This window comes from Clostridium sp. D5 (genome assembly GCF_000190355.1).
Classification (GTDB): domain Bacteria; phylum Bacillota; class Clostridia; order Lachnospirales; family Lachnospiraceae; genus Faecalicatena; species Faecalicatena fissicatena_A.
Genome location: NZ_GL870813.1, coordinates 284110 through 303666 on the forward strand (window position 1 = coordinate 284110; position 19557 = coordinate 303666).

Consider the following 19557-nt stretch of genomic DNA (forward strand, 5'->3'; position numbering starts at 1 on the left):
TTTGAAAATTCATTGCTGCAATATGCCGCCCCACTTCACGGTCTATTTACTGCCAAATCCAGTCAACGTAGCCCACTACGCCTCCTGAATTTGGCAGTAAATACCCCGCAAACTGGGACAACATCTTACAACAAGCAATTTTCAAACACGCTCTAGAGCAAAATACAAGGCATACAGAATATTGCCTGCAGCTGTAAAACATGTACAGAAACCGGGCGAAGATAAAAAGAAATGTTGTCATCGGCGTGCAATCTTACGGATGATGACACTATTTCGACCAATCATGACAGAAAAACAAACAAAAAGTCCCCTGATGATATATTAATGATTGTTCTTAATGCACAGGCTGCAGCGGGGACACAAGAGATCATAGGAAACATATGACTCAAGGATAGTCTACAGGGAGAGGAGGGGCAGCAGAAAAGTCAGGGTAAGAAAGTAAACAAAAAACCAGGAGGGAAAACGATGGAAGAAAAAAAACCAAAGCTGGTGCTGAAGAAGAAAAATAAAGCAGGCTTTAGTGCAGTTGCTGTACTTTGCGCCGCCGCCGTTGCATTTAACGGGATTATGGCAGTTAATTTTGATTCAATTGCAGCAGCAAACGGAAAAACAACAGTAAAAAATGTAGACCGTGCATCTACGCTGTCAGAGGGCACGGACGTTAACACAAGGCTGGAAGAGGAAGGGGCAACATTACTTTATAACGAAGAGAGCACCCTTCCTTTGAGTGAAGATACCAAGGTGACAATACTTGGAGCCGGCTCTCATAATTATGTACAGGGCGGTACAGGATCTGCCGGGGGCAGGGATGACTCCAATACAGCCATGATGGATAAAGCTTTTGAGAATGCCGGGATTTCATATAATACAGAGGCATGGACGTGGCTCGATAATGCCCTGGGCAATGGGAGCGATACGCACAACGGGACGGTCAACGCGGATTATATAGCAAAGGGGGACCCGGCGGCAGAATTTGAATGGACTTCTTATCAGGAAATCCATGAATTTACAATTGATACATATGAGGAGTTTGTAACAGATGACCTGATTGGGGATTATGATGACGTTGCAATTGTGACTTTCAGCCGTTCAGGAGCAGAAGGGGCGTCCCCTTCCCTTGATTACGACGGCAACGAAGACACGACTACGGGACGTACCTATCTGGAACTGGATGACAATGAAAGAGCACTGCTGGAATACTGTAATGAACATTTTGAATCTACGGTTGTGCTCGTCAATTCAGCAGTGCCGATTGAATGCGGATTTACGGAAAATCCGGCATACAATGTGAAGGCCGTTCTGTGGATTGGACATCCGGGAGAAGCAGGACTTTATGGTGTGGCTAACATCCTCAGCGGAGATGCGAATCCATCCGGACATATTGTAGATACATGGACCTATGATATGAGTACAAATCCGACCTACTATTCTGCAAATGACCAGACCTACTCAAATATTGAGATGGCCAGCAAAAATAAGTATTATCAGTACAACGAAGGGATCTATACCGGATACCGATATTACGAGACTGCCGATGCAGAAGGTTATTTTGACAGTGAGAACTTTATGAAAACGAAGTTTAAGGGGAATCTTTCAGAAGGCAAAGACTACTCGGATGCTTCGGTCAACGGATCTTATGAAGAGCAAAGAGCGGCAGGGCCGCAGGCAACATATGCGGGTTATGAAGAAGTGGTACAGTTCCCCTTTGGTTATGGACTGTCATATACGACATTTAGCCAGGAAATTACCAGCTCAGATATTTCTCTGGAAGAACATGGACAGAACTCGATGACTGTTAAGGTCACAAATACAGGTGATGCTGCGGGGAAGAGTGTAGTCCAGCTTTATATGGAAGCGCCGTATAATCAGGACGCCTCTCTCGGGCTTGAAGGCGTTGGCCTTGAAAAGGCACAGGTTGTCCTGGCCGGGTTTGGAAAAACAGAGGAGATTGAACCGGGAGAATCACAGGAAGTAGTCATTGAATTTTCTACAGACGATCTGGCAGGCTATGACGAATACGGCCAGGGCTGCTATGTGTTAGAAAAGGGTGAATACGTATTCCATATTTCCGAGAATGCTCATGGATGGGCAGGCGAGGAAGCTTACGGCGGTGACTATGACAGTACGTCGGCAGCGCTTGCAGAAACAATCATTTACAATGAAGACGGGGCTGGCGCCCGTACGGGAGAAATGAATGACGTATCATCAACAGAATCTGTAGCAGCAGAGAATGCATTAAACGATGTTACAGCAGGTGACGGAACAATGCTTATCAACGGAGGCGCATCAGGTACGTACAGCCTGGGATACCTCTCAAGAAGTGATTTTTATTCCGGTATGGCAGAGATCATGTCTTACCAGTCCGATGACCTGACCGGAAAATACAGCGGCAACGGTTCTGTATGGTCCTTGGACGGCAGTACAGCGGCAGCAGTAGTGACGGGCGATGTGGCAGGACAGCGTACAGCAGCAGACGCGGTAAAGGAAGCGATTGAGACAGATCCGACCAGTCTGGAGAATAAAGATGGGGTATCGGAAGGGATGGTTTATGATTACGGCAGTATTCTGGCAGACGGTATATCCTTCGGAGACGGAGAAACTTCATCCGTTCTTTACGGTTACGGAAATGATACCTACATCAATATGATGTATACAAATGATGGACTGCTTCAGTCAGATGAATCTTATCTGAATTCAGACCGGGATGTGAAAATTGAATGGAGTGCCGTATACTACGTTGCGCTTGACAATGAAGAGGAAACGGTAAAAGATTCAGACGGTTATGTAAAGATCTATGATACAGAAGAAGCGGCAGCCGCAGAGGGAACCGCAGCAAAACTGCAGGTGGATCATATGTATGGTGTGCCTTCTGACGATGCACGCTGGGACAAACTGACGAATATGTTAAGCTTCAAAGAAGCAGATGATCTCATGGGTGAAAACGGATGGCACACATATGCGGCAGAGTCTGTTGGAAAAGAGTTCGCATTGGCAGTAGACGGACCGGGTGAAGCAGGAAATGCGCAGAATGCGGACTGCACATGGTGGCCATGCGCGGTAATCATTGCAGCTACCTGGAACACGGAACTGGCACAGGAACAGGGCGCGGCATACGGTCATCAGGATCTTCTGAACAATACACCATACTGCTATGCACCGGCCATGAACACGCACAGGACACCTTTCGGCGGACGTGACTTTGAATACTATTCTGAGGATGGATTTATTGCCGGAGTGATCGGCGGCAATGTGGTACAGGGACTTCAGGAAACCGGGATGCATGTGTTTATTAAGCACTATGTTTTGAATGATTCTGATACGAACCGGGGCGGTGTGAATACATGGGCAGATGAACAGTCGATCCGCGAAATTTATGCAAAGCCCTTTGAGATTGCATGCAAATACTTTAATGCAGATGGAATTATGGGCTCTTTGAACAGTATTGGAATGGCCTGGTCACATTCAGGTTTATATACCACAATAACACGCGATGAATGGGGCTGGAATGGTATGCTGATTACCGATGGCGACGGTTCCACCAATAATGTTTACAACAACTATTCCTTCTGGACGATCGGAGCCGTGGGAGGAATCCTTGGAAGCGGTGATCTGTCTGCGAATACGGCCTATGCCTCCATTAGTGAAGATGGAACCGGGGCAACCAACTATGTACAGCATATGCTGCACAGAATTGCACGAAATGCATTGTATCAGTATTCTCATAATATTGATAAGCTGAACTCCACAACAACAATGGTTCCAAATACAAAGGTGCCCATGTTGATTATCATAATAGGCGATGTGGTTCTGCTGGCAGTGATACTCATTATATTATTTGCAGTCGCATTGCCAAGGAAGAAGAAAGTAAAGGTAAAAGTAGTAAATAAATAATCTGCCTGGTCTGCTGCAAAATAAGCTGCAGCAGACCGGATATTTTGAGGAGGAAAGCATGAAAAGAAAAAAAGTAATAGTGCCTCTTGTGGGTATGCTGGCAATGTCTGTATTTGGATTATCCGGATGCGGGAGCAAAAGTACGGCTCCGGAAGATTTTACTTTCAGTACGGAGGATGGAAGTTTTAGTTTTAAAACAGTTGAGAATGCTGAAACCTATACGGTGGGAGTCAGTAAAATATTGAATGACTCTACGGGAGAAGCTCTGTTAGGCATAAATGGAGCTGTTTCAACTACGCTGGAGGATGGAAGTGAGGGGTATATCTGGTCGGAACAGACAGGATCGAATACGGGGCTGGCTGACAGCGACGGCGACGGGATTGTAGACGGGACAGTTGTATTCAGGGAATATTCTTCTTCGGCAACAGAGGTTGGGGCAGTTATGGAAGCCGGCGCATTGGGCGTGGGACATTATATTGTCCAGGCGGTAGCATCATCTAACAGCGAACTGGAAAATCCAGAGGCCGCAACATACGAATTTACTGTTGGAGGTACTTTGGAAACACCTGCCGGATTCACGGCACAGGTGAATGAGGAAGGCTATATGGAAATTACAGCTCCTAACAGTTATTATCTTAGCTGTCTGACGGCAACCGGGCTGCCTGAGAAAATGATATTTGAGATTTCGGATGGTTCATCCGTTATAGAGACAATTGAAATGGATGATTTTTCTTACACAAATACAGTAAATGGCCCGACCAAGAATTTTACGTTTAATAATGAAACAGTAACAGGGACAACACAGTTGGATTCGTCTGCCGAATATACCGTGGTGGTAACTGCAGAAGGCGATGGGGATGAAATTGAGTCCGCGGCCGCTGAAGCGTATATGGCGTCAAAATTAAGTGCAGTGGATTTTGCATCCGAGTATGACCTTACATCATCTGCAGAATGCGGTGACTACAGTATTACTCTGACACTGGGAACAGATGCGGCCGGAAATAATATTTATGAGCTGGCGGCCTCAGTAAACAGTACTGCAATTCTGCGTGAAAACGGGACTTACACAACAGACGGGAAAATACAGGAACTGTCTGAAAAGCAGGTTTATGGTGAAAATACAGAAATTAAATTTACTGCATCAGAAACAGAAGCAGAAGCATCTGTTCTTGACGGAAAAACACTAACAGTAGTAAAAGGCGAGAGTGCAGGCGGCTGGGGACAGGAAGCAGGTGATGTTTATTACTTATCAGGTACCGGTCTGGCACTGAATGAGATGGGGTTTGAATTTACAGGAGCAGCGTCTTCAGGCCCCGGACCATTCTAATGCTGCAGACAGCCGGGCAGGGCCCGGCGGCACAAGAAAAATCAATGAAGGAGGACTCATGAAAGAAGAAGCAGCAGAGGACGAAATCCTTGAAGAGGACGAAGTTATGATCATAGAGAAAGGCGCGCCTACCCGTCTTTCTAAAAAATTAAACCGGTATTTTCATCACCTTGACCGCGGAGGCACATTAAAAGGAGAGGTGCTGGCCGGAATTACCATGTTCTTTATTTCGATCTGTGTAATTTTTATGAATGTACAGATCGTTGGCAATACAATAAACGGGACGCTGGAATTAAGCAATTCTCCTGCCGACCCGAAGAGTATACAGGCGGCTTCGGTCTATGTACAGATCTATGTGGGGTCTATTCTGATTGCCGTACTTGGCAGTCTGCTGATTGGACTTATCACGAAACTGCCTCTGACACAGCTTTCCGCGATGGGGATGGCAAGTTCACTGCTCTGCCTTGTCGGTACGGAAACAGGGCTTACATATAATAACCTGCTTTTTATTAATTTTGCGGCGGCTCTGGTCTACTGTATAGTGGCGGGCGTGCCGAAGATTCGTAATTGGCTGTACGGGGCGCTGCCATCTTCTGTCAGGAAAGCACTTCCGGCAGCAGGCGGACTGATATTAGCTTATGGTGCCTTGCAGCTGAGCGGTATTGTATCTGCGAAAAAAGTCTCCCTGGGATCTGGCAGGAGCCAATATATTACAATGATTGACGGATTTGGATTTTCAGATATGCGTACACTCACATTATGCGGTCTTATTGGCGCCGCCGGAGCAGTCATTTTGTACTGTGCAATAAAAGCATTACACCGCAAACATCCGGTATTCTGGTCAATGACAGGTGGAACGCTGCTGTTTGTATGTGCCAGCCTGATGATGAGCGGCATTGATACGTCAAACTCAGAATCATTTATTAATTTTGGCCGTGTCTGGATGATTGCGGGGTCACAGGCAAGTAATACGACACCTTTTGCAGACAGTTATCTGACCTATTTCAGCTCTGGCCTGCAGAACGTATTTTCCAACGTGATGAATATATTTACCGAAGGAACGGATTTTTCAGCTTATACCGGCAGCACAATTTCCCTGCTGGCCGGCGGGGTGTTATGTTATGTATTCACTGGCCTGTATGCCGCAGAGGGAACGCTGCTGGCAATGAAAAAGCGGCTGAACTGTGATGCATCAGAAGAAGGAAAAGTAGAGTTCGACAGCCAGGATGGAATTCGGAAAGCGTTACTGTGCAATGCAGGTACAAATCTGATCGGTTCCTTTCTGGGAGCAGGCGGTATAACCATAAGTAAAACATCGGTTGCAGCCGCGGATGACAATGGGAAATCGGGAATTACATCGATTGTAGCCAGCATTGGATTTTTAATTTCCTTATTTATTTTAGTATTCCCGGCACTATTTGCAACAACAACGTATCCGGTGTCAAGTATGAATGAATGGAATTATTTTGCATATGGAAACGGCGGCTTTATTTATCTGGTACAGGGCGCAGGCTTTGCCGTAGCAGATGCCGTATTATTGTGTACTGGCCTGTTTATGCTTTCTACCCTGAAAGAAATAAACTGGAAAAAGGCGGGCGAATGGCTGCCGGCAGTTGTAACAGCCGGTGCGGCGCTGCTGACAACCAATATTGCAATTGGAGTTGCCTGCGGTATGGTTCCCTGTCTTTTGACAGAGCTGGTGATCCCATCCAATAAGCGGTCATCCCTTAATATACCAATGATTGTGCTCCTGGCGCTGCTGATTATCATGCTGATTCTGCTGTAGCTGCCAGAAATATAATGACTGATAAAAGTGGATATAGATACAAAGTACAGGCAGCATAATCGGAGCTGCCTGTTTTTTATCTATAATCCAGGTACACTTATTTTAATTGGGATTCATATTAAAAACAGAACAACATTTTATTTATTTTATTAAATTTCGAAGATTTAGAAACTGGGTATTGACATTCATATGAAACGGATTTATTATAAAGACATAAAGAATGCCGAAACGTTTCGGTTTCATCCAAAGGAGGATAATACATATGCCATTAGTTACATCAGAACAAATGTTACTGGACGCTCAGAAGGGCGGTTATGCCGTAGGTGCTTTTAATGTGGAGAATATGGAGATGGTGAAGGCAGTTATTGCCGCTGCAGAGGAGCTGTGTGCACCGGTTATGCTGCAGACAACGCCATCCACAGTGAAGTACGGTTCCCTGGATACCTATTTTGGGATTGTCGCAGCAGAGGCAAAAAAGGCCACGGTTCCCGTATGCCTTCACCTGGATCACGGCAGCAGTTTTGAACTGGCGGTTCAGGCAATCAAGGCAGGATATACTTCTGTCATGATCGATGGTTCACACGAGAATTTTGAGGACAATATTACTGTCAGCAAAAAAGTTGTAGATGTAGCGAAAGCATGTGGCATTCCGGTGGAAGCGGAGCTTGGAAAAGTCGGCGGCAAAGAAGATGACCTGGAGGCAGAGGCGGATACAAATACAGACCCTGCAGAAGCAAAAGAATTTGCAGAGAGGACCGGTGTTTCTTCCCTTGCAATTGCAATTGGAACGGCCCACGGATTCTATGCAGGCACACCGGTACTGGATAAGGAAAGAGTCTCCGAGATTAAAAAAGTTGTTTCGGTTCCTCTTGTTCTTCACGGGGCATCCGGGCTCAGCGATGAGGATGTCAGGGAATGCGTGGAGCGCGGTATGTGCAAAGTGAATTTTGCCACAGAGCTGCGGGTTGCTTATACGGATGCAGGCAAAAAACTTCTGGCAGAGAAGCCGGATACATTTGATCCGAAGAAGCTTGGCACTGTAGGTATGGAGGCAGTGAAGAATCTGGTAATGGAACGCATGAAAGTATGCGGATGTGATCATAAAGTAAGATAGTGTGTAACAGTTCAGAACCATGAATGGTTACAAAATAGTTCCCTTTGTGTACAGCATCGGGACGGATAAGGCGGGGATGACCATGGCAGCTACGATCAAGGATATTGCAAAGAAAACCGGACTTGGCCTTGCAACCATTTCTTCTTATTTAAATGGCGGGAATGTAAGAGAACAGAACCGGATTAAGATAGAGGAAGCAATAGAAGAGCTTCATTTTGAGGTCAACGAAGTGGCAAGAGGCCTGAAGACAAATAAGACGAAGATGATCGGGATTATTATCCCGGAGTTGAACAATATTTTCTGTGCCGAGATTATAACGGAGGTAGAAGATCAGCTCAGAAGCCATGGATATGCAACCCTGATCTGCGACTGCCGTACGGACGAGAGACGCGAGGAGGAGGCAGTGGAGTTTCTGTTTCACAGGCGCGTGGACGGCCTGATCATTATGCCCTCCGGAAAACAGGGGAAATACCTGAACAAGTTTATCCGGGCGGGGAAACCTGTTGTACTGATTGACCGAAAGATTAAGGGCATAGAATGTGACTGCGTACTGGTGGACAATGAAGGCGCTGCCAGGGATGCGGTAGAGCGGCTGCTCGGGGCAGGGCACAGGGAGGTCGGCATGATAGCCGGTCCGGAAGAGATCTACACAGCAGAAGAGAGGTACCATGGCTACTGCAAAGCCATGGAGAATGCCGGGATTCCTCTGGATGAGAACCTGGTAGTCCGGGGGGACTATACGATTGAGGGCGGTGCGGCGGCCATGAAGGAACTGGTCAGGAGAAATCCGGATATGTCCGCTGTATTCGTATCCAACTATGAAATGACCATGGGGGCGATTATAGAGGTCAACGAACTGGGAATCGAGATACCGGGGCAGCTCTCTTTTATCGGTTTTGACAACGTGGAGTTTGCCAAGGCGAGTATTCCAAAGCTGAGTATTGTGACCCAGCCGACAGAGGAGATTGCAGGCCGCGTGACTGAGCTGATGCTGAGAAGGCTGGAAAAGGCCGGGGCGGAGGAAGAAAAAGAGACTGTGAAGTTAAAGACGAGTTTTGTAGAAGGAAAATCTGTCGTGTGACAGAGTTTCTTTACATAAGAACCGAAACGTTACGAAATAAAGAGCGGTATTTCATTCACGCTTTTAGATAAAGCGAATGGTAAGTTGCGGTTTACCGGCTTGCCTGTGAAGAGTAGCACTGGTATGGGAGGTAGAAATGGAACAATATTTATTGGGAATTGATATAGGCACCAGCGCCTGTAAGATTGCCGTGTTTAACCGAAAAGGACAGGTGACCGCTGCTGCAAACGGTGATTATCAGGTGTATTACCCTCATCCGGGCTGGGCAGAACAGAATCCGGAAGAGTGGTGGGCGGCCGTGTGCCTGGCAGTGAAGGAAGTGTTATCCAAAGGCAGTATCCGGCCGGAACAGATTGCCGGTGTGGGGATTGACGGCCAGAGCTGGTCGGCAATCGCTGTGGACCGGGCTGGAAATGTACTGACCAATACACCGATCTGGATGGACACCAGAGCCGCGGACATCTGTGAGGAATTGAATAAAAAAATCGGTGCAGACAAGATATTCGGACTTTCCGGAAATTCGCTGCAGCCGTCATACACAACAGCTAAGATTATCTGGTATCAGAGAAATCTGCCGGAGGTCTATGCACGTACATATAAGATTCTGCAGTCCAACAGCTATATTGCCTATAAACTGACAGGTGAGATGACGCAGGATCTTTCCCAGGGATATGGCCTGCACTGCTTTGATATGCACACAGGAACATGGAATACAGACATGTGTGAAAAGCTTGGTATTTCTGCAGAACTTCTGCCTGAAATCCATCCGTGCCATGAGGTGATAGGGCAGGTCACAGAAAAGGCAGCGGCAGAAAGCGGACTGGCTGCAGGGACACCGGTTGTGGCCGGAGGGCTGGATGCGGCATGCGGAACCCTGGGAGCAGGTGTTATCCATCCTGGAGAGACACAGGAACAGGGCGGCCAGGCAGGCGGTATGAGCATCTGTACGGATACATATCAGGCAGACCCGAGGCTGATTCTTGGATATCATGTGGTTCCGGGACAATGGCTTCTCCAGGGAGGCACCACTGGCGGCGGGGGTGTTATGAGATGGCTGGAACAGCAGTTTGGGGACTACGAGAGGGCAGAAGGAAAAAGACAGGGGAAAAGCTCCCTTACACTATTCAACGAGATGGCGGAGAAGGTTCGCCCGGGAAGCGACGGGACGGTATTTCTGCCGTACATGTCGGGTGAGCGTTCCCCGATCTGGGATCCGGATGCAAAGGGGGTTTTTTACGGGCTGGACTTCAGCAAGACAAAGGCACACTTTATCAGGTCTGCCATGGAGGGGGTGGCATACGCTCTGAAGCATAACCTTGATGTAGCGGAGGAAGCAGGAGCAAAAGTCAGCGTACTTCGAGCGATGGGCGGTTCGGCCAATTCACTGCTCTGGACACAGATCAAGTCTGATATTACAGGTAAACCCATTATCGTGCCTTCCTCGGATACGGCGACAACACTCGGCGCCGTGATGCTGGCAGGTGTGGGCGTTGGCATGTATGAAAGTTTTGAGGAGGCGGTTGCTCTGACGGTGGAGAACCAGCGGATCCACGAACCGAATCCGGACAATGCAGAAGTATACGAAAAGAATTATCAGATCTATCTGGAACTATATCATAATTTAAAAGAAACAATGAAGAAAACAGGAGGCAGGTAAAAATGAAAGCAGCAGTAGTATGTGCAAACGAGGATGTACAGTATCAGGATCACGAGGAGCCGCAGGCAGGTCCGGGCGAAGTCAAGGTCAGGGTGAAGGCTTCCGGAATCTGCGGCTCTGATATTCCAAGAGTACTTCATAACGGCGTGCATTTCTATCCCATCGTACTGGGCCATGAGTTCTCAGGAGACGTGGTGGAAGTAGGAGAAGGCGTCACAAAGGTAAAGGTTGGGGACAGAGTTTCCGGAGCGCCGCTTCTTCCGTGCATGAAGTGCGATGACTGCCAGAACGGCAACTTCTCACTCTGCAAGCATTACAGCTTTATCGGATCCAGGCAGCAGGGCAGCAATGCAGACTTTGTTGTCGTACCGGAACAGAATGCGGTTGTATTCGATCCAAGTATCTCCTATGAGCAGGGGGCAATGTTTGAGCCTTCCACAGTTGCACTGCACGGCCTTCTTCAGAATGATTATCAGGGCGGACAGTATGTGGCAATCCTGGGTGGGGGAACGATCGGAATGTTCACAATGCAGTGGGCAAAGATCTTCGGTTCTAAAAAAGTAGTTGTATTCGATATCAGCGATGAGCGGCTGGAACTTGCAAAACGTCTCGGCGCAGATGAAGTGATCAATACAACAAGAGAGAACTTTATGGAAGAAGCAATGGCAGTGACTGGCGGCAAGGGTTTTACATATGTATATGAGACTGCCGGACAGGCGCCTACAATGTATATGGCCTTTGAACTGGCGGCAAATAAGGCGCACGTATGCTTTATCGGTACCCCACATGTGGATCTGACCTTCACTCCCGCAATGTGGGAGAATATGAACCGCAAAGAATTCAAGCTGACAGGTTCCTGGATGTCCTACAGTTCTCCATTCCCTGGGAAAGAGTGGGAATTGACGGCACATTATTTTGCAACAGGGCAGCTGAAATTTGATCCGGGATTTATTTATAAGAAGATGCCTATGAGTCAGGCGCAGGAAGCATTCCAGATGTTTAAGACACCGGGGAGGGTAAAAGGAAAAGTTCTGTTGATGAATGAGGATTAATCATAACTGTTCATGGTTTTGAACAGATACGATTAGGCAAAGCTTGGGAGGGCTGGAAACATGATACTTACAGTCACATTAAATGCGGCAATTGACAAGAGATATGTAGTGGAGGGATTTCAGACAGGAGAGGTAAACCGTGTCAGGGAATGCGCCTATACACCGGGAGGCAAGGGCCTTAACGTTTCCAAGCCGGCTGCCATTGCGGGAGCACAGGTAATTGCAACCGGATTTGTCGGCGGGCATGCGGGAGCTTATATAGAAGATTCTCTGAAACCATTCGGAATTGAAAGTGCATTTTACCACATGGACGCAGAAAGCAGATCCTGTATCAACATCTGGGATGAGGTGAACCATGTGCAGACAGAATTTCTGGAGCCGGGTTTTACCGTGTCTGAGGAAGATTTCAGTGGATTTCTGGAGAAATTTAAGGGGCTGGCGGCCGAAGCAGATGTTGTGGCAATGTCAGGGAGTGTTCCGAAAGGACTGGACGGAACTGCATATCAGAAGCTGGTTCGAGTCTGCAGGGATGCCGGCAAAAAGGTGATCCTGGATACAAGCGGGAAGCTGCTGGAGATGGGGATAGAAGCAAAACCAACCATGATAAAGCCAAATCTGGATGAGATCCGGATGCTGACAGGAAAAGAATGTGAGAATTTTAATGACATGGTGGAGGCGGCTAAGCGGATCCACAACGATGGCGTGGAGATTGTAGCCGTATCTCTTGGCGGCGAAGGCTCATTCGTTGTTTGCAGCGAAGGCATTTTCCGTGCGGAGGTTCCTAAGATTGATGCGGTGAATACTGTGGGATGCGGCGACTCTATGATTGCCGGGTTTGCCCTGGGACTGAGCGAGGGGCTTTCTATGGAAGGTGTTTTGAGAAAGGCAAGTGCAATTTCAGCGGCGGCGGCTCTGAGAGAAGAGACGGGCTTCTTTGTAAAAGAAGATATGGAGCGCATTTTCCCGGAGATCCGGATTATAAAGATGAAATAGGTGAAATATATGGATTATACATTGAAAAATGAATGCCTGGAAGTCCGGTTTACGACGAAGGGCGGAACCCTTACTTCTATAAAAGACTGTAAGGGCACCGAATATCTCTGGCAGGGGGATGCGAAGTACTGGTCCGGTCAGGCTCCGGTGCTGTTCCCGATCTGCGGAAGCATCCGGGATGATCGGGCAAAGACCCTGGACGGGAAGGAACTTGCAATGCCAAGACACGGAATTGTGAGAAAAGAAGAGTTCATGATGGAACGTATCACGCAGGATGAGATTATCTTTTCTATAGAAAATACCGGAAAGATGCTTAACCAGTTTCCCTACCCATTCAGGCTGTATGCAAAGTTCAGACTGGAGGAAGATACAGTCCGTGTGACCTATGCAGTTGAAAATACGGGAGATACACGTATGCCGTTCTTTATCGGCGGCCATCCGGGATTTCGCTGTCCTCTGGACGAGGGAGAAGACTATTCGGATTATCAGATTGTGTTTGAAAAGGCAGAATATTGTACGATACCCACTCCTGTGACCGAGACCGGCCTGATCGATATGGAGCACAGGACCTGCATATTAAAAAGAGAAAAATGTCTCGGTCTGGAGCACAGCCTGTTCCACAAGGATGCTGTCATACTGGATGAACTGGAGTCCAGAAAAGTGCGTTTCTGCCATAAGGAGAAAGATAAGGGGATCGAACTGGCCTTTGAACAGTTCCCATATCTCATACTCTGGTCCACGGCAAATGACGGCCCGTTTGTAGCCATGGAGCCATGGAGCGGCCTTTCCACATGCAGTGACGAGGACGATGTGCTGGAGCATAAGCGCAATGTCAGCTTTGCGGAACCCGGAGAGACAAAAGAGTTTACATATACAATAAGCATTTTGTAAAAATTCCCGTATACTTATGCGGTGAAAATAATAAATGAAAGAAGGAGACAAAAAAATGGGAGAATTTATTAACCCGGCAGATGTGCCAAAAGTGAAACTTTATACAGGCGAAGAAGTACCATGTGTAGGAATGGGAACATTCGGTTCTGACAGATTTACACCACAGCAGGTGTCCGATGCGGTAGCAGGTGCAATCCGGTGCGGATACCGCATGTTCGACTGTGCAGCATGCTATGGAAATGAAGACCAGATCGGGGAGGTTTTCAAAGCTGCATTTGACGAAGGCGTAGTAGAGCGTAAAGAGCTTTATATTATGACAAAAGTATGGAATGACATGCACGATAAAGTAGAGGAATCCTGCAGAAAAAGTATTGTTGACCTGCAGTGCGATTATATCGATATGTTCTTTATCCACTGGCCGTTCCCGAACTATCATGCACCAGGGTGTGACGTGGATTCCAGAAATCCTGATTCCAGACCGTTCAGCGTAGAAGAATTTATGAGTACATACAGACAGTGCGAGTCACTGGTAGAAAAGGGACTGGTTCGTCATATCGGTATCTCCAACATGACGATCCCGAAACTGGAAGCCGTACTGCCGCTCATGAAGATCATGCCGGCAGCATGCGAACTGGAACTTCACGTGTGCTTCCAACAGCAGGAATTATTCGATTATCTTGTGGCTCATAACATCCAGCCGGTAGGCTTTATGCCGTTAGGCTCCCCGCAGAGACCGGAGAGGGATATGTGTCCTGAGGATGTCGCTGACCTTCAGACACCGGAAATGCAGGAGATTGCAAAAGCACATGGCGTCCACCCGGCCCTGATCGCACTGAAATGGGCCCATCAGAGAGGACAGATCCCGATTCCATTCTCCGTACATGAAGTGGAATACGTAAGCAACTTAAAATGCATGTTGGAAGACCCGCTCACAGACGAGGAAATGGCTAAAATAGCGACCCTTGAGAGAAATAACAGGCTTGTAAAAGGGCAAGTATTCTTATGGGAAGGCGCAGACGACTGGCATGATCTCTGGGATGAGGATGGGGTGATTGTGACTCTGTAAGTAGGCCGCCTGTCGTGAGTCTGACGGGGAGGGAGCGCAGGACACATCCGGGCATTTCGGATGCGGGGCATTTGCGCAGAACCACTAATAGCAAAATCGTGCCATTACATGGAACCACCGGCATTCACCGTGGAATTCTGATGAATTCCACGGCTCAGGCCGGCTTTGAATCTGCTTCGGAAGCAGATTCAATCCATGTGATGGCACGATTTTGTTATAAGTGGTTCTATGCGCGCATTCTACGCATCCGAAATGCCCGGATGTGTCCTGCGCTCCCTCCCCGTCAGACTCACGGCAGGCTGGGTGCATCCAGACGGGAGGACGCAATCACGGGAGGGGCCTCTGGGCGGGAGAGGGGGATCGGGGGGCGGATTCTTGCTTTGATGGCTGGGGGATTTATTGTGCTGAATTCAGATAGTTTTGTGATATGAACTTTAATGTTCGGCTTGTAGAGTGTATAATGATTATAATAAAGAAAATTTGAAACCAATTATAATAATATTAAGTTAAATGTTTTCGAATGCTAAAAAGAAAATGGGCTTTCTGAACAGGAAAGACAGATGGCTGATTTTTTATACGGTGTTATTGTACATAGCAATTATTAGTACATCGAATAATTGCTGTGTACTAGTTGGAGGTATATTATGAGGCATATAATAGCTGTTGAATTTAAAAACAGCGTCTGGAATGTGCGTTTCTTTGCCGGTGTGCTGCTGATTCTGGCCGCCGCGCTGATATCGGAACAGCTGTACCTGCAGTTTCTGATAGATGCAGGCGGCTCACAGGAAGGACCGGGATGGTTTTTGGCATATTCGTTTTGTTCCAATGGCACAAATACCCTTCTTTTTGTCCCCATAGCCGTTACTTTTGCGGCAGGGGGAGATGCGGAGATGGAGGTTCGCAGCAGGTTTGCCCTGTTTAGCTGCGTGCGTTCGGGGAAAAAGAAGTATCTTGTGGGAAAGGCAGCAGGATTGATTCTTTCCGGTGGATTTATGCTATGTTTTGCTATGCTGCTTATGCTGGGAATTAGCTGCATTGGTTTTGGTCAATTTCCGATACTGAGTGACCATGGACCCGCATTTTCCGAACTTCTATTGAAAGTATTAGTAAGTTTTCCGAGGGGATTTTTAAATGGTGCCCTGTGGGCTATGGTGGGCGGTCTTGCCGCAGTAGTGACGCGGAACCGGTATCTGGCATATGCGGTACCGTTTATCCTGTATTATGTGCTGAGCGTATTTCAGGAAAGGTACTACCGGGCGTTGTTTTTTCTGAATCCCAGATATTGGATGGCTCCGGTTTATTACAGTGACCTTTTCTGCATTGTGGCTTTGCTGATACTTTGTGTCTTTACCGGCCTTCTGTTTATGTGGGCATTGAAAAGGAGGCTGGATTATGCGTGATATAAGACAGGCTTTTCAAATTGCGGGACAGAATTTCTCCGGGTGGAGACGGAGCCCGCGGATCTGGATGACATTCATACTGGCGCTGGTGCTGTGCCTGATGCTGTCAAATCAGGTCGTCTCCTATGCAGTGCAGTATGAATCGGTTCTGCAGATACTTGAGCCTTTTATCTGGACCTACGGGGATGCCACTTCTGTGATGCTTTCCTCGCTTTTACTGGTACTGCTGTTCGCGGATATGCCCTTTGTAAGCCAGATGACGCCATACTGGCTGATTCGTACAAAGCGGAGCGTCTGGCTGGCAGGACAGGTGATTTATGTGGTTCTGACAACGGTGATCTATAATCTTTTTTTACTGGCTGTACTGGGGATTATGGGGGCACCCTTTTCCTTTACGGGTAATGTATGGAGTGAGACGGCGGCAATGCTCGGATATGGAGGCGGGGAGAATGTTACGGTCCCGGTATCCGTGAAGACCATGGAAATTTCCACGCCTTATTACTGTGCCGCTGTTGTGTTTTCACTTATGCTTCTGTATTCACTCTTTATTGCCGTCCTAATGCTGCTTTTGAATCTGATGGGCGGAAATGCGGCAGGCGTGCTGGGGGCTTTTGCGGTGAATCTGTATGGATTCCTGTTGAATCCTTCTATCTTTCACCGGATTTTTCATTTCACAGGAAATCTGGAATACCGGGCAAATGTGCTGTGCGGCTGGCTGTCGCCTCTGAATCATGCCACGTTCCCCATGCATAATTTTGGCTATGATTATCTGCCAAGGGTGCAGGTGAGTGCGGGAATTTTTCTGGTGCTGATTGTGGTGCTGATTTTCCTGGCGGGAAGAAGAATGAGAAGCTATAATTTTTCATTTATCCGGGTGGACGAATGATGAAATGGCCAAATGAGTGGTGCGGCAGTGAGGCGATACAGAAGGAAAGGAGTACAAGATGGAGAGTGCGGTCAGGCTGGAAAATTTATCGAAATCATTTAAAAAAGAGAAGGTCTTAAGGGGAATCACGCACAGCTTTGAAAAGGGGAAGATCCATGGAATCATGGGATTTAACGGTTCTGGAAAAACAGTCATGTTCAAGTGTATCTGTGGATTCTTAAAGCCGGACGGCGGCGCCGTATGGGTGGATGGCAGGCAGATTGGCAAAGAGGTGGATTTTCCGGAATCCGCGGGCATGATTATAGAGAGTCCGGGATTCCTGCCCGGGCTAAGCGGATTTGCCAATTTGAAGCGGCTGGCTGCCTTGAAAAGGCTGATTACAGACGAAGAGGTGCGGGAGGCAATCCGGACAGTAGGGCTGGACCCGATGTCTAAAAAGAAAGTGGGGCAGTACTCTCTTGGGATGAGGGAACGCCTTGGTATTGCACAGGCAATCATGGAGAAGCCCAATCTGTTAATCCTGGATGAGCCGTTTAACGGGCTGGATAAGCGGGGGGCGGAGGAAGTCTGCGTTCTGCTGGACGAGATCAGAGCGCAGGGCAGGACCATTCTGCTTGCAGCCCATAATATGCTGGAAATAGATCGGCTCTGTGATACAATCAGTGAGATGGACGCGGGGGTGTTGACGCAGGTGAAATGATCTGGTTTTTCCGGTGTTTCCGCCAGAGCGATCAGAGTGAGGATGCGTAGAAACTGCCGGCAGTTTAAATGCCAGAGGGACCGTTTATCTGCCGGATATAGTATAGGACATATAAAATTCCCCGGGCCGCCGAAACAATAATCCGGCGGTCTGGGGAACTTTACTGTGAACAACATGCTGCGTATGATATAGGTGGCTTTACTTACACATTGCTGGCATCGTTTAATTCAAACAAATTTCCTTCCGGGTCTCTGAAATAAGTACAGCGCATCCCCCAAGCTTCAATGTATTGCGGCTCCCCAAGAAATGCCACTCCCGCTTCTTTCAGACGCAGATAGTCTCCATCCAGGTCAAGCGTGGGAATCACTGCCGCAACGGTATCCGGCTGCGTGGTGGCTGCCGGCTGCTCATATCCCTGAAACATCGGCATGGCTTCGCCTGCAAAGATAGCAAAGCAGGGCGCTGTACCGCTGCTCGTGGCAAAAGAGGTATAGGGCCCGCTTCGGTCACCCCAAACCGGCGTTAAGCCGATTTTTTCTGTGTAAAAATCAAAGCATTCTCCATAGTTTTTCCGTACCAGAATACGAATTGTTGTCACGTTAAATTTCATTTCAATGATTCCTCTCTTTCTATTTAGCGCTGTAGAAATATTATAGATTTAAAACTTGGCTATTTCACTGTAAAAATCGGACATATTAGTTTTGTATTCCTGCGGCGTAATATTACATACCATTTTGAAATCTCTCACAAAGTGGGAGACATCATAATACCCCAGTTTCTCAGAGATTAAAGCCAAAGTGCTTGTCTTTTCATTTAGAAGCTGAATGGATTTATTTATTCTCACTAACCTGGAAAAGGATTTCATACTCATGCCGAGACATTGATTAAACAGCCTGTTCAGATGTCTTGAACTATAAAAAACACTATTTGAGATTTCCATGGAAGGTGCAGCCCCCTCCAGTTGAATGATATATTTAACAGCCAGCGAAAGCTCCTCGGGATATGGAAATCGAATATTCAGAATCAATGTCTCTTCAAATTCAAGCAATAATTCATCCGCAGATAAAGAAGATCCGAAAATACTATGCATTGCAATATCAAATGAATCATCAATGGATGAAAACGGCACAATCTTATCCGTCAGTTCCTTTTGATTTATCTTAGAAAATGGAAAAAATCCCGCCGGTTGGAATTCAATAATAAAAATAACATCACATTTATTGGCAATATCGCCAACTCTAACCGGCCTTGTGGTTGGTCCAAATAAAAAGCTGTGAAGCCTGCCATTATAATAAAATAGCACAAGCGTAACACTGCCATGAGGCATAATTGTATAGTGATCAGAGAACATAGCTTTATCAGGAAAAGTGATTGTGAAATTGGATATCAAATTCCTGAGCTCCTCACACGGAAGCAGATAGGCAAATTTACCTTCACGAATAAGTATCTCCCTATCTTCAGATATAGACCTTAAACTACTTTTATCAATCATTATCCCTTTTGTCCCTTTCAATTATTAAATGAATCAATCTTAATTTATATCATACATGTTATTTAAGTTTATTAAAAGAAGTTGAGTCTATTTCCCTTTCTAGGAAGAAGATGGAAAGGTGGAATCCCCATTTCTGTTATTGGCAATAATAGACAAAAAAACACGGAGTGATTGTATAAAAATACCAAAAAATTCCAAATACATTGAGAATGGATGTAAAT

The 19557-nt window shown here is 47.0% G+C and carries 15 protein-coding genes; 13 read left to right on the forward strand and 2 right to left on the reverse strand.

Annotated elements, in window-relative coordinates; all coding sequences use genetic code 11:
* The first annotated feature begins 465 nt into the window (after nucleotides 1-465).
* The 13 genes from HMPREF0240_RS13100 to HMPREF0240_RS13165 all read left to right on the forward strand — a co-directional run bounded on the left by HMPREF0240_RS13100 (nucleotide 466) and on the right by HMPREF0240_RS13165 (nucleotide 17844).
* A complete protein-coding gene (locus HMPREF0240_RS13100; RefSeq protein ID WP_009003897.1) occupies nucleotides 466-3891 on the forward strand; it encodes a glycoside hydrolase family 3 C-terminal domain-containing protein in 3426 nt (1141 codons plus the stop codon).
* Between the two features lie 58 nt (nucleotides 3892-3949).
* Complete coding sequence (locus HMPREF0240_RS13105; protein WP_009003898.1) at nucleotides 3950-5218, forward strand: hypothetical protein; 1269 nt, start codon at nucleotides 3950-3952, stop codon at nucleotides 5216-5218.
* 58 nt (nucleotides 5219-5276) lie between these two features.
* The gene (locus HMPREF0240_RS13110; RefSeq protein ID WP_148486340.1) at nucleotides 5277-7004 is read left to right on the forward strand and encodes a hypothetical protein; all 1728 of its coding nucleotides are present in this window, start codon (nucleotides 5277-5279) and stop codon (nucleotides 7002-7004) included.
* A gap of 262 nt (nucleotides 7005-7266) precedes the next feature.
* The gene (locus HMPREF0240_RS13115; RefSeq protein WP_035313379.1) at nucleotides 7267-8118 is read left to right on the forward strand and encodes a class II fructose-bisphosphate aldolase; all 852 of its coding nucleotides are present in this window, start codon (nucleotides 7267-7269) and stop codon (nucleotides 8116-8118) included.
* A gap of 19 nt (nucleotides 8119-8137) precedes the next feature.
* Entirely contained in the window at nucleotides 8138-9199 is a 1062-nt protein-coding gene (locus HMPREF0240_RS13120; RefSeq protein ID WP_347462601.1) for a LacI family DNA-binding transcriptional regulator, read from the forward strand.
* A 136-nt stretch (nucleotides 9200-9335) separates the two neighbouring features.
* Nucleotides 9336-10856, forward strand: coding sequence for a xylulokinase (xylB, locus tag HMPREF0240_RS13125; protein ID WP_035313381.1), 1521 nt, complete (start codon nucleotides 9336-9338; stop codon nucleotides 10854-10856).
* A gap of 2 nt (nucleotides 10857-10858) precedes the next feature.
* Nucleotides 10859-11908: an alcohol dehydrogenase catalytic domain-containing protein gene (locus HMPREF0240_RS13130; RefSeq protein WP_009003903.1), complete on the forward strand. Its 1050-nt coding sequence runs from the start codon at nucleotides 10859-10861 to the stop codon at nucleotides 11906-11908.
* Nucleotides 11909-11968: 60 nt separating this feature from the next.
* On the forward strand, nucleotides 11969-12901 hold the full coding sequence (gene pfkB, locus HMPREF0240_RS13135; RefSeq protein ID WP_009003904.1) for a 1-phosphofructokinase: 933 nt from the start codon (nucleotides 11969-11971) through the stop codon (nucleotides 12899-12901).
* A 9-nt stretch (nucleotides 12902-12910) separates the two neighbouring features.
* Nucleotides 12911-13792, forward strand: coding sequence for an aldose 1-epimerase family protein (locus tag HMPREF0240_RS13140; RefSeq protein ID WP_035313383.1), 882 nt, complete (start codon nucleotides 12911-12913; stop codon nucleotides 13790-13792).
* Between the two features lie 55 nt (nucleotides 13793-13847).
* Nucleotides 13848-14858, forward strand: coding sequence for an aldo/keto reductase (locus HMPREF0240_RS13145; protein WP_009003906.1), 1011 nt, complete (start codon nucleotides 13848-13850; stop codon nucleotides 14856-14858).
* 644 nt (nucleotides 14859-15502) lie between these two features.
* On the forward strand, nucleotides 15503-16258 hold the full coding sequence (locus HMPREF0240_RS13155) for a hypothetical protein (protein ID WP_009003907.1): 756 nt from the start codon (nucleotides 15503-15505) through the stop codon (nucleotides 16256-16258).
* Nucleotides 16251-17144, forward strand: a complete 894-nt coding sequence (locus HMPREF0240_RS13160) for a hypothetical protein (protein ID WP_009003908.1) — start codon at nucleotides 16251-16253, stop codon at nucleotides 17142-17144. The genes HMPREF0240_RS13155 and HMPREF0240_RS13160 overlap by 8 nt, the downstream gene beginning before the upstream one ends.
* 58 nt (nucleotides 17145-17202) lie before the next feature.
* A complete protein-coding gene (locus tag HMPREF0240_RS13165) occupies nucleotides 17203-17844 on the forward strand; it encodes an ATP-binding cassette domain-containing protein (RefSeq protein WP_009003909.1) in 642 nt (213 codons plus the stop codon).
* A 202-nt stretch (nucleotides 17845-18046) separates the two neighbouring features.
* Here HMPREF0240_RS13165 and HMPREF0240_RS13170 read toward each other — a convergent pair whose 3' ends face one another.
* Nucleotides 18047-18454, reverse strand: a complete 408-nt coding sequence (locus tag HMPREF0240_RS13170; RefSeq protein WP_009003910.1) for a VOC family protein — start codon at nucleotides 18452-18454, stop codon at nucleotides 18047-18049.
* A gap of 48 nt (nucleotides 18455-18502) precedes the next feature.
* Nucleotides 18503-19336 (reverse strand): helix-turn-helix domain-containing protein, encoded by an 834-nt coding sequence (locus HMPREF0240_RS13175; protein WP_009003911.1) that lies wholly within the window; start codon nucleotides 19334-19336, stop codon nucleotides 18503-18505.
* Nucleotides 19337-19557: the final 221 nt, after the last annotated feature.

Excerpts from the sequence above, each read along its gene's own strand:
- xylB (WP_035313381.1), top strand. The coding sequence starts at position 9,336 with ATGGAACAATATTTATTGGGAATTGATATAGGCACCAGCGCCTGTAAG.
- HMPREF0240_RS13105 (WP_009003898.1), top strand. The coding sequence starts at position 3,950 with ATGAAAAGAAAAAAAGTAATAGTGCCTCTTGTGGGTATGCTGGCAATG.
- HMPREF0240_RS13110 (WP_148486340.1), top strand. The coding sequence starts at position 5,277 with ATGAAAGAAGAAGCAGCAGAGGACGAAATCCTTGAAGAGGACGAAGTT.
- HMPREF0240_RS13155 (WP_009003907.1), top strand. The coding sequence starts at position 15,503 with ATGAGGCATATAATAGCTGTTGAATTTAAAAACAGCGTCTGGAATGTG.
- HMPREF0240_RS13140 (WP_035313383.1), top strand. The coding sequence starts at position 12,911 with ATGGATTATACATTGAAAAATGAATGCCTGGAAGTCCGGTTTACGACG.
- HMPREF0240_RS13145 (WP_009003906.1), top strand. The coding sequence starts at position 13,848 with ATGGGAGAATTTATTAACCCGGCAGATGTGCCAAAAGTGAAACTTTAT.
- HMPREF0240_RS13160 (WP_009003908.1), top strand. The coding sequence starts at position 16,251 with ATGCGTGATATAAGACAGGCTTTTCAAATTGCGGGACAGAATTTCTCC.
- HMPREF0240_RS13115 (WP_035313379.1), top strand. The coding sequence starts at position 7,267 with ATGCCATTAGTTACATCAGAACAAATGTTACTGGACGCTCAGAAGGGC.
- HMPREF0240_RS13175 (WP_009003911.1), bottom strand. The coding sequence starts at position 19,336 with ATGATTGATAAAAGTAGTTTAAGGTCTATATCTGAAGATAGGGAGATA.
- HMPREF0240_RS13170 (WP_009003910.1), bottom strand. The coding sequence starts at position 18,454 with ATGAAATTTAACGTGACAACAATTCGTATTCTGGTACGGAAAAACTAT.
- HMPREF0240_RS13120 (WP_347462601.1), top strand. The coding sequence starts at position 8,138 with ATGAATGGTTACAAAATAGTTCCCTTTGTGTACAGCATCGGGACGGAT.
- HMPREF0240_RS13165 (WP_009003909.1), top strand. The coding sequence starts at position 17,203 with ATGGAGAGTGCGGTCAGGCTGGAAAATTTATCGAAATCATTTAAAAAA.
- pfkB (WP_009003904.1), top strand. The coding sequence starts at position 11,969 with ATGATACTTACAGTCACATTAAATGCGGCAATTGACAAGAGATATGTA.
- HMPREF0240_RS13100 (WP_009003897.1), top strand. The coding sequence starts at position 466 with ATGGAAGAAAAAAAACCAAAGCTGGTGCTGAAGAAGAAAAATAAAGCA.
- HMPREF0240_RS13130 (WP_009003903.1), top strand. The coding sequence starts at position 10,859 with ATGAAAGCAGCAGTAGTATGTGCAAACGAGGATGTACAGTATCAGGAT.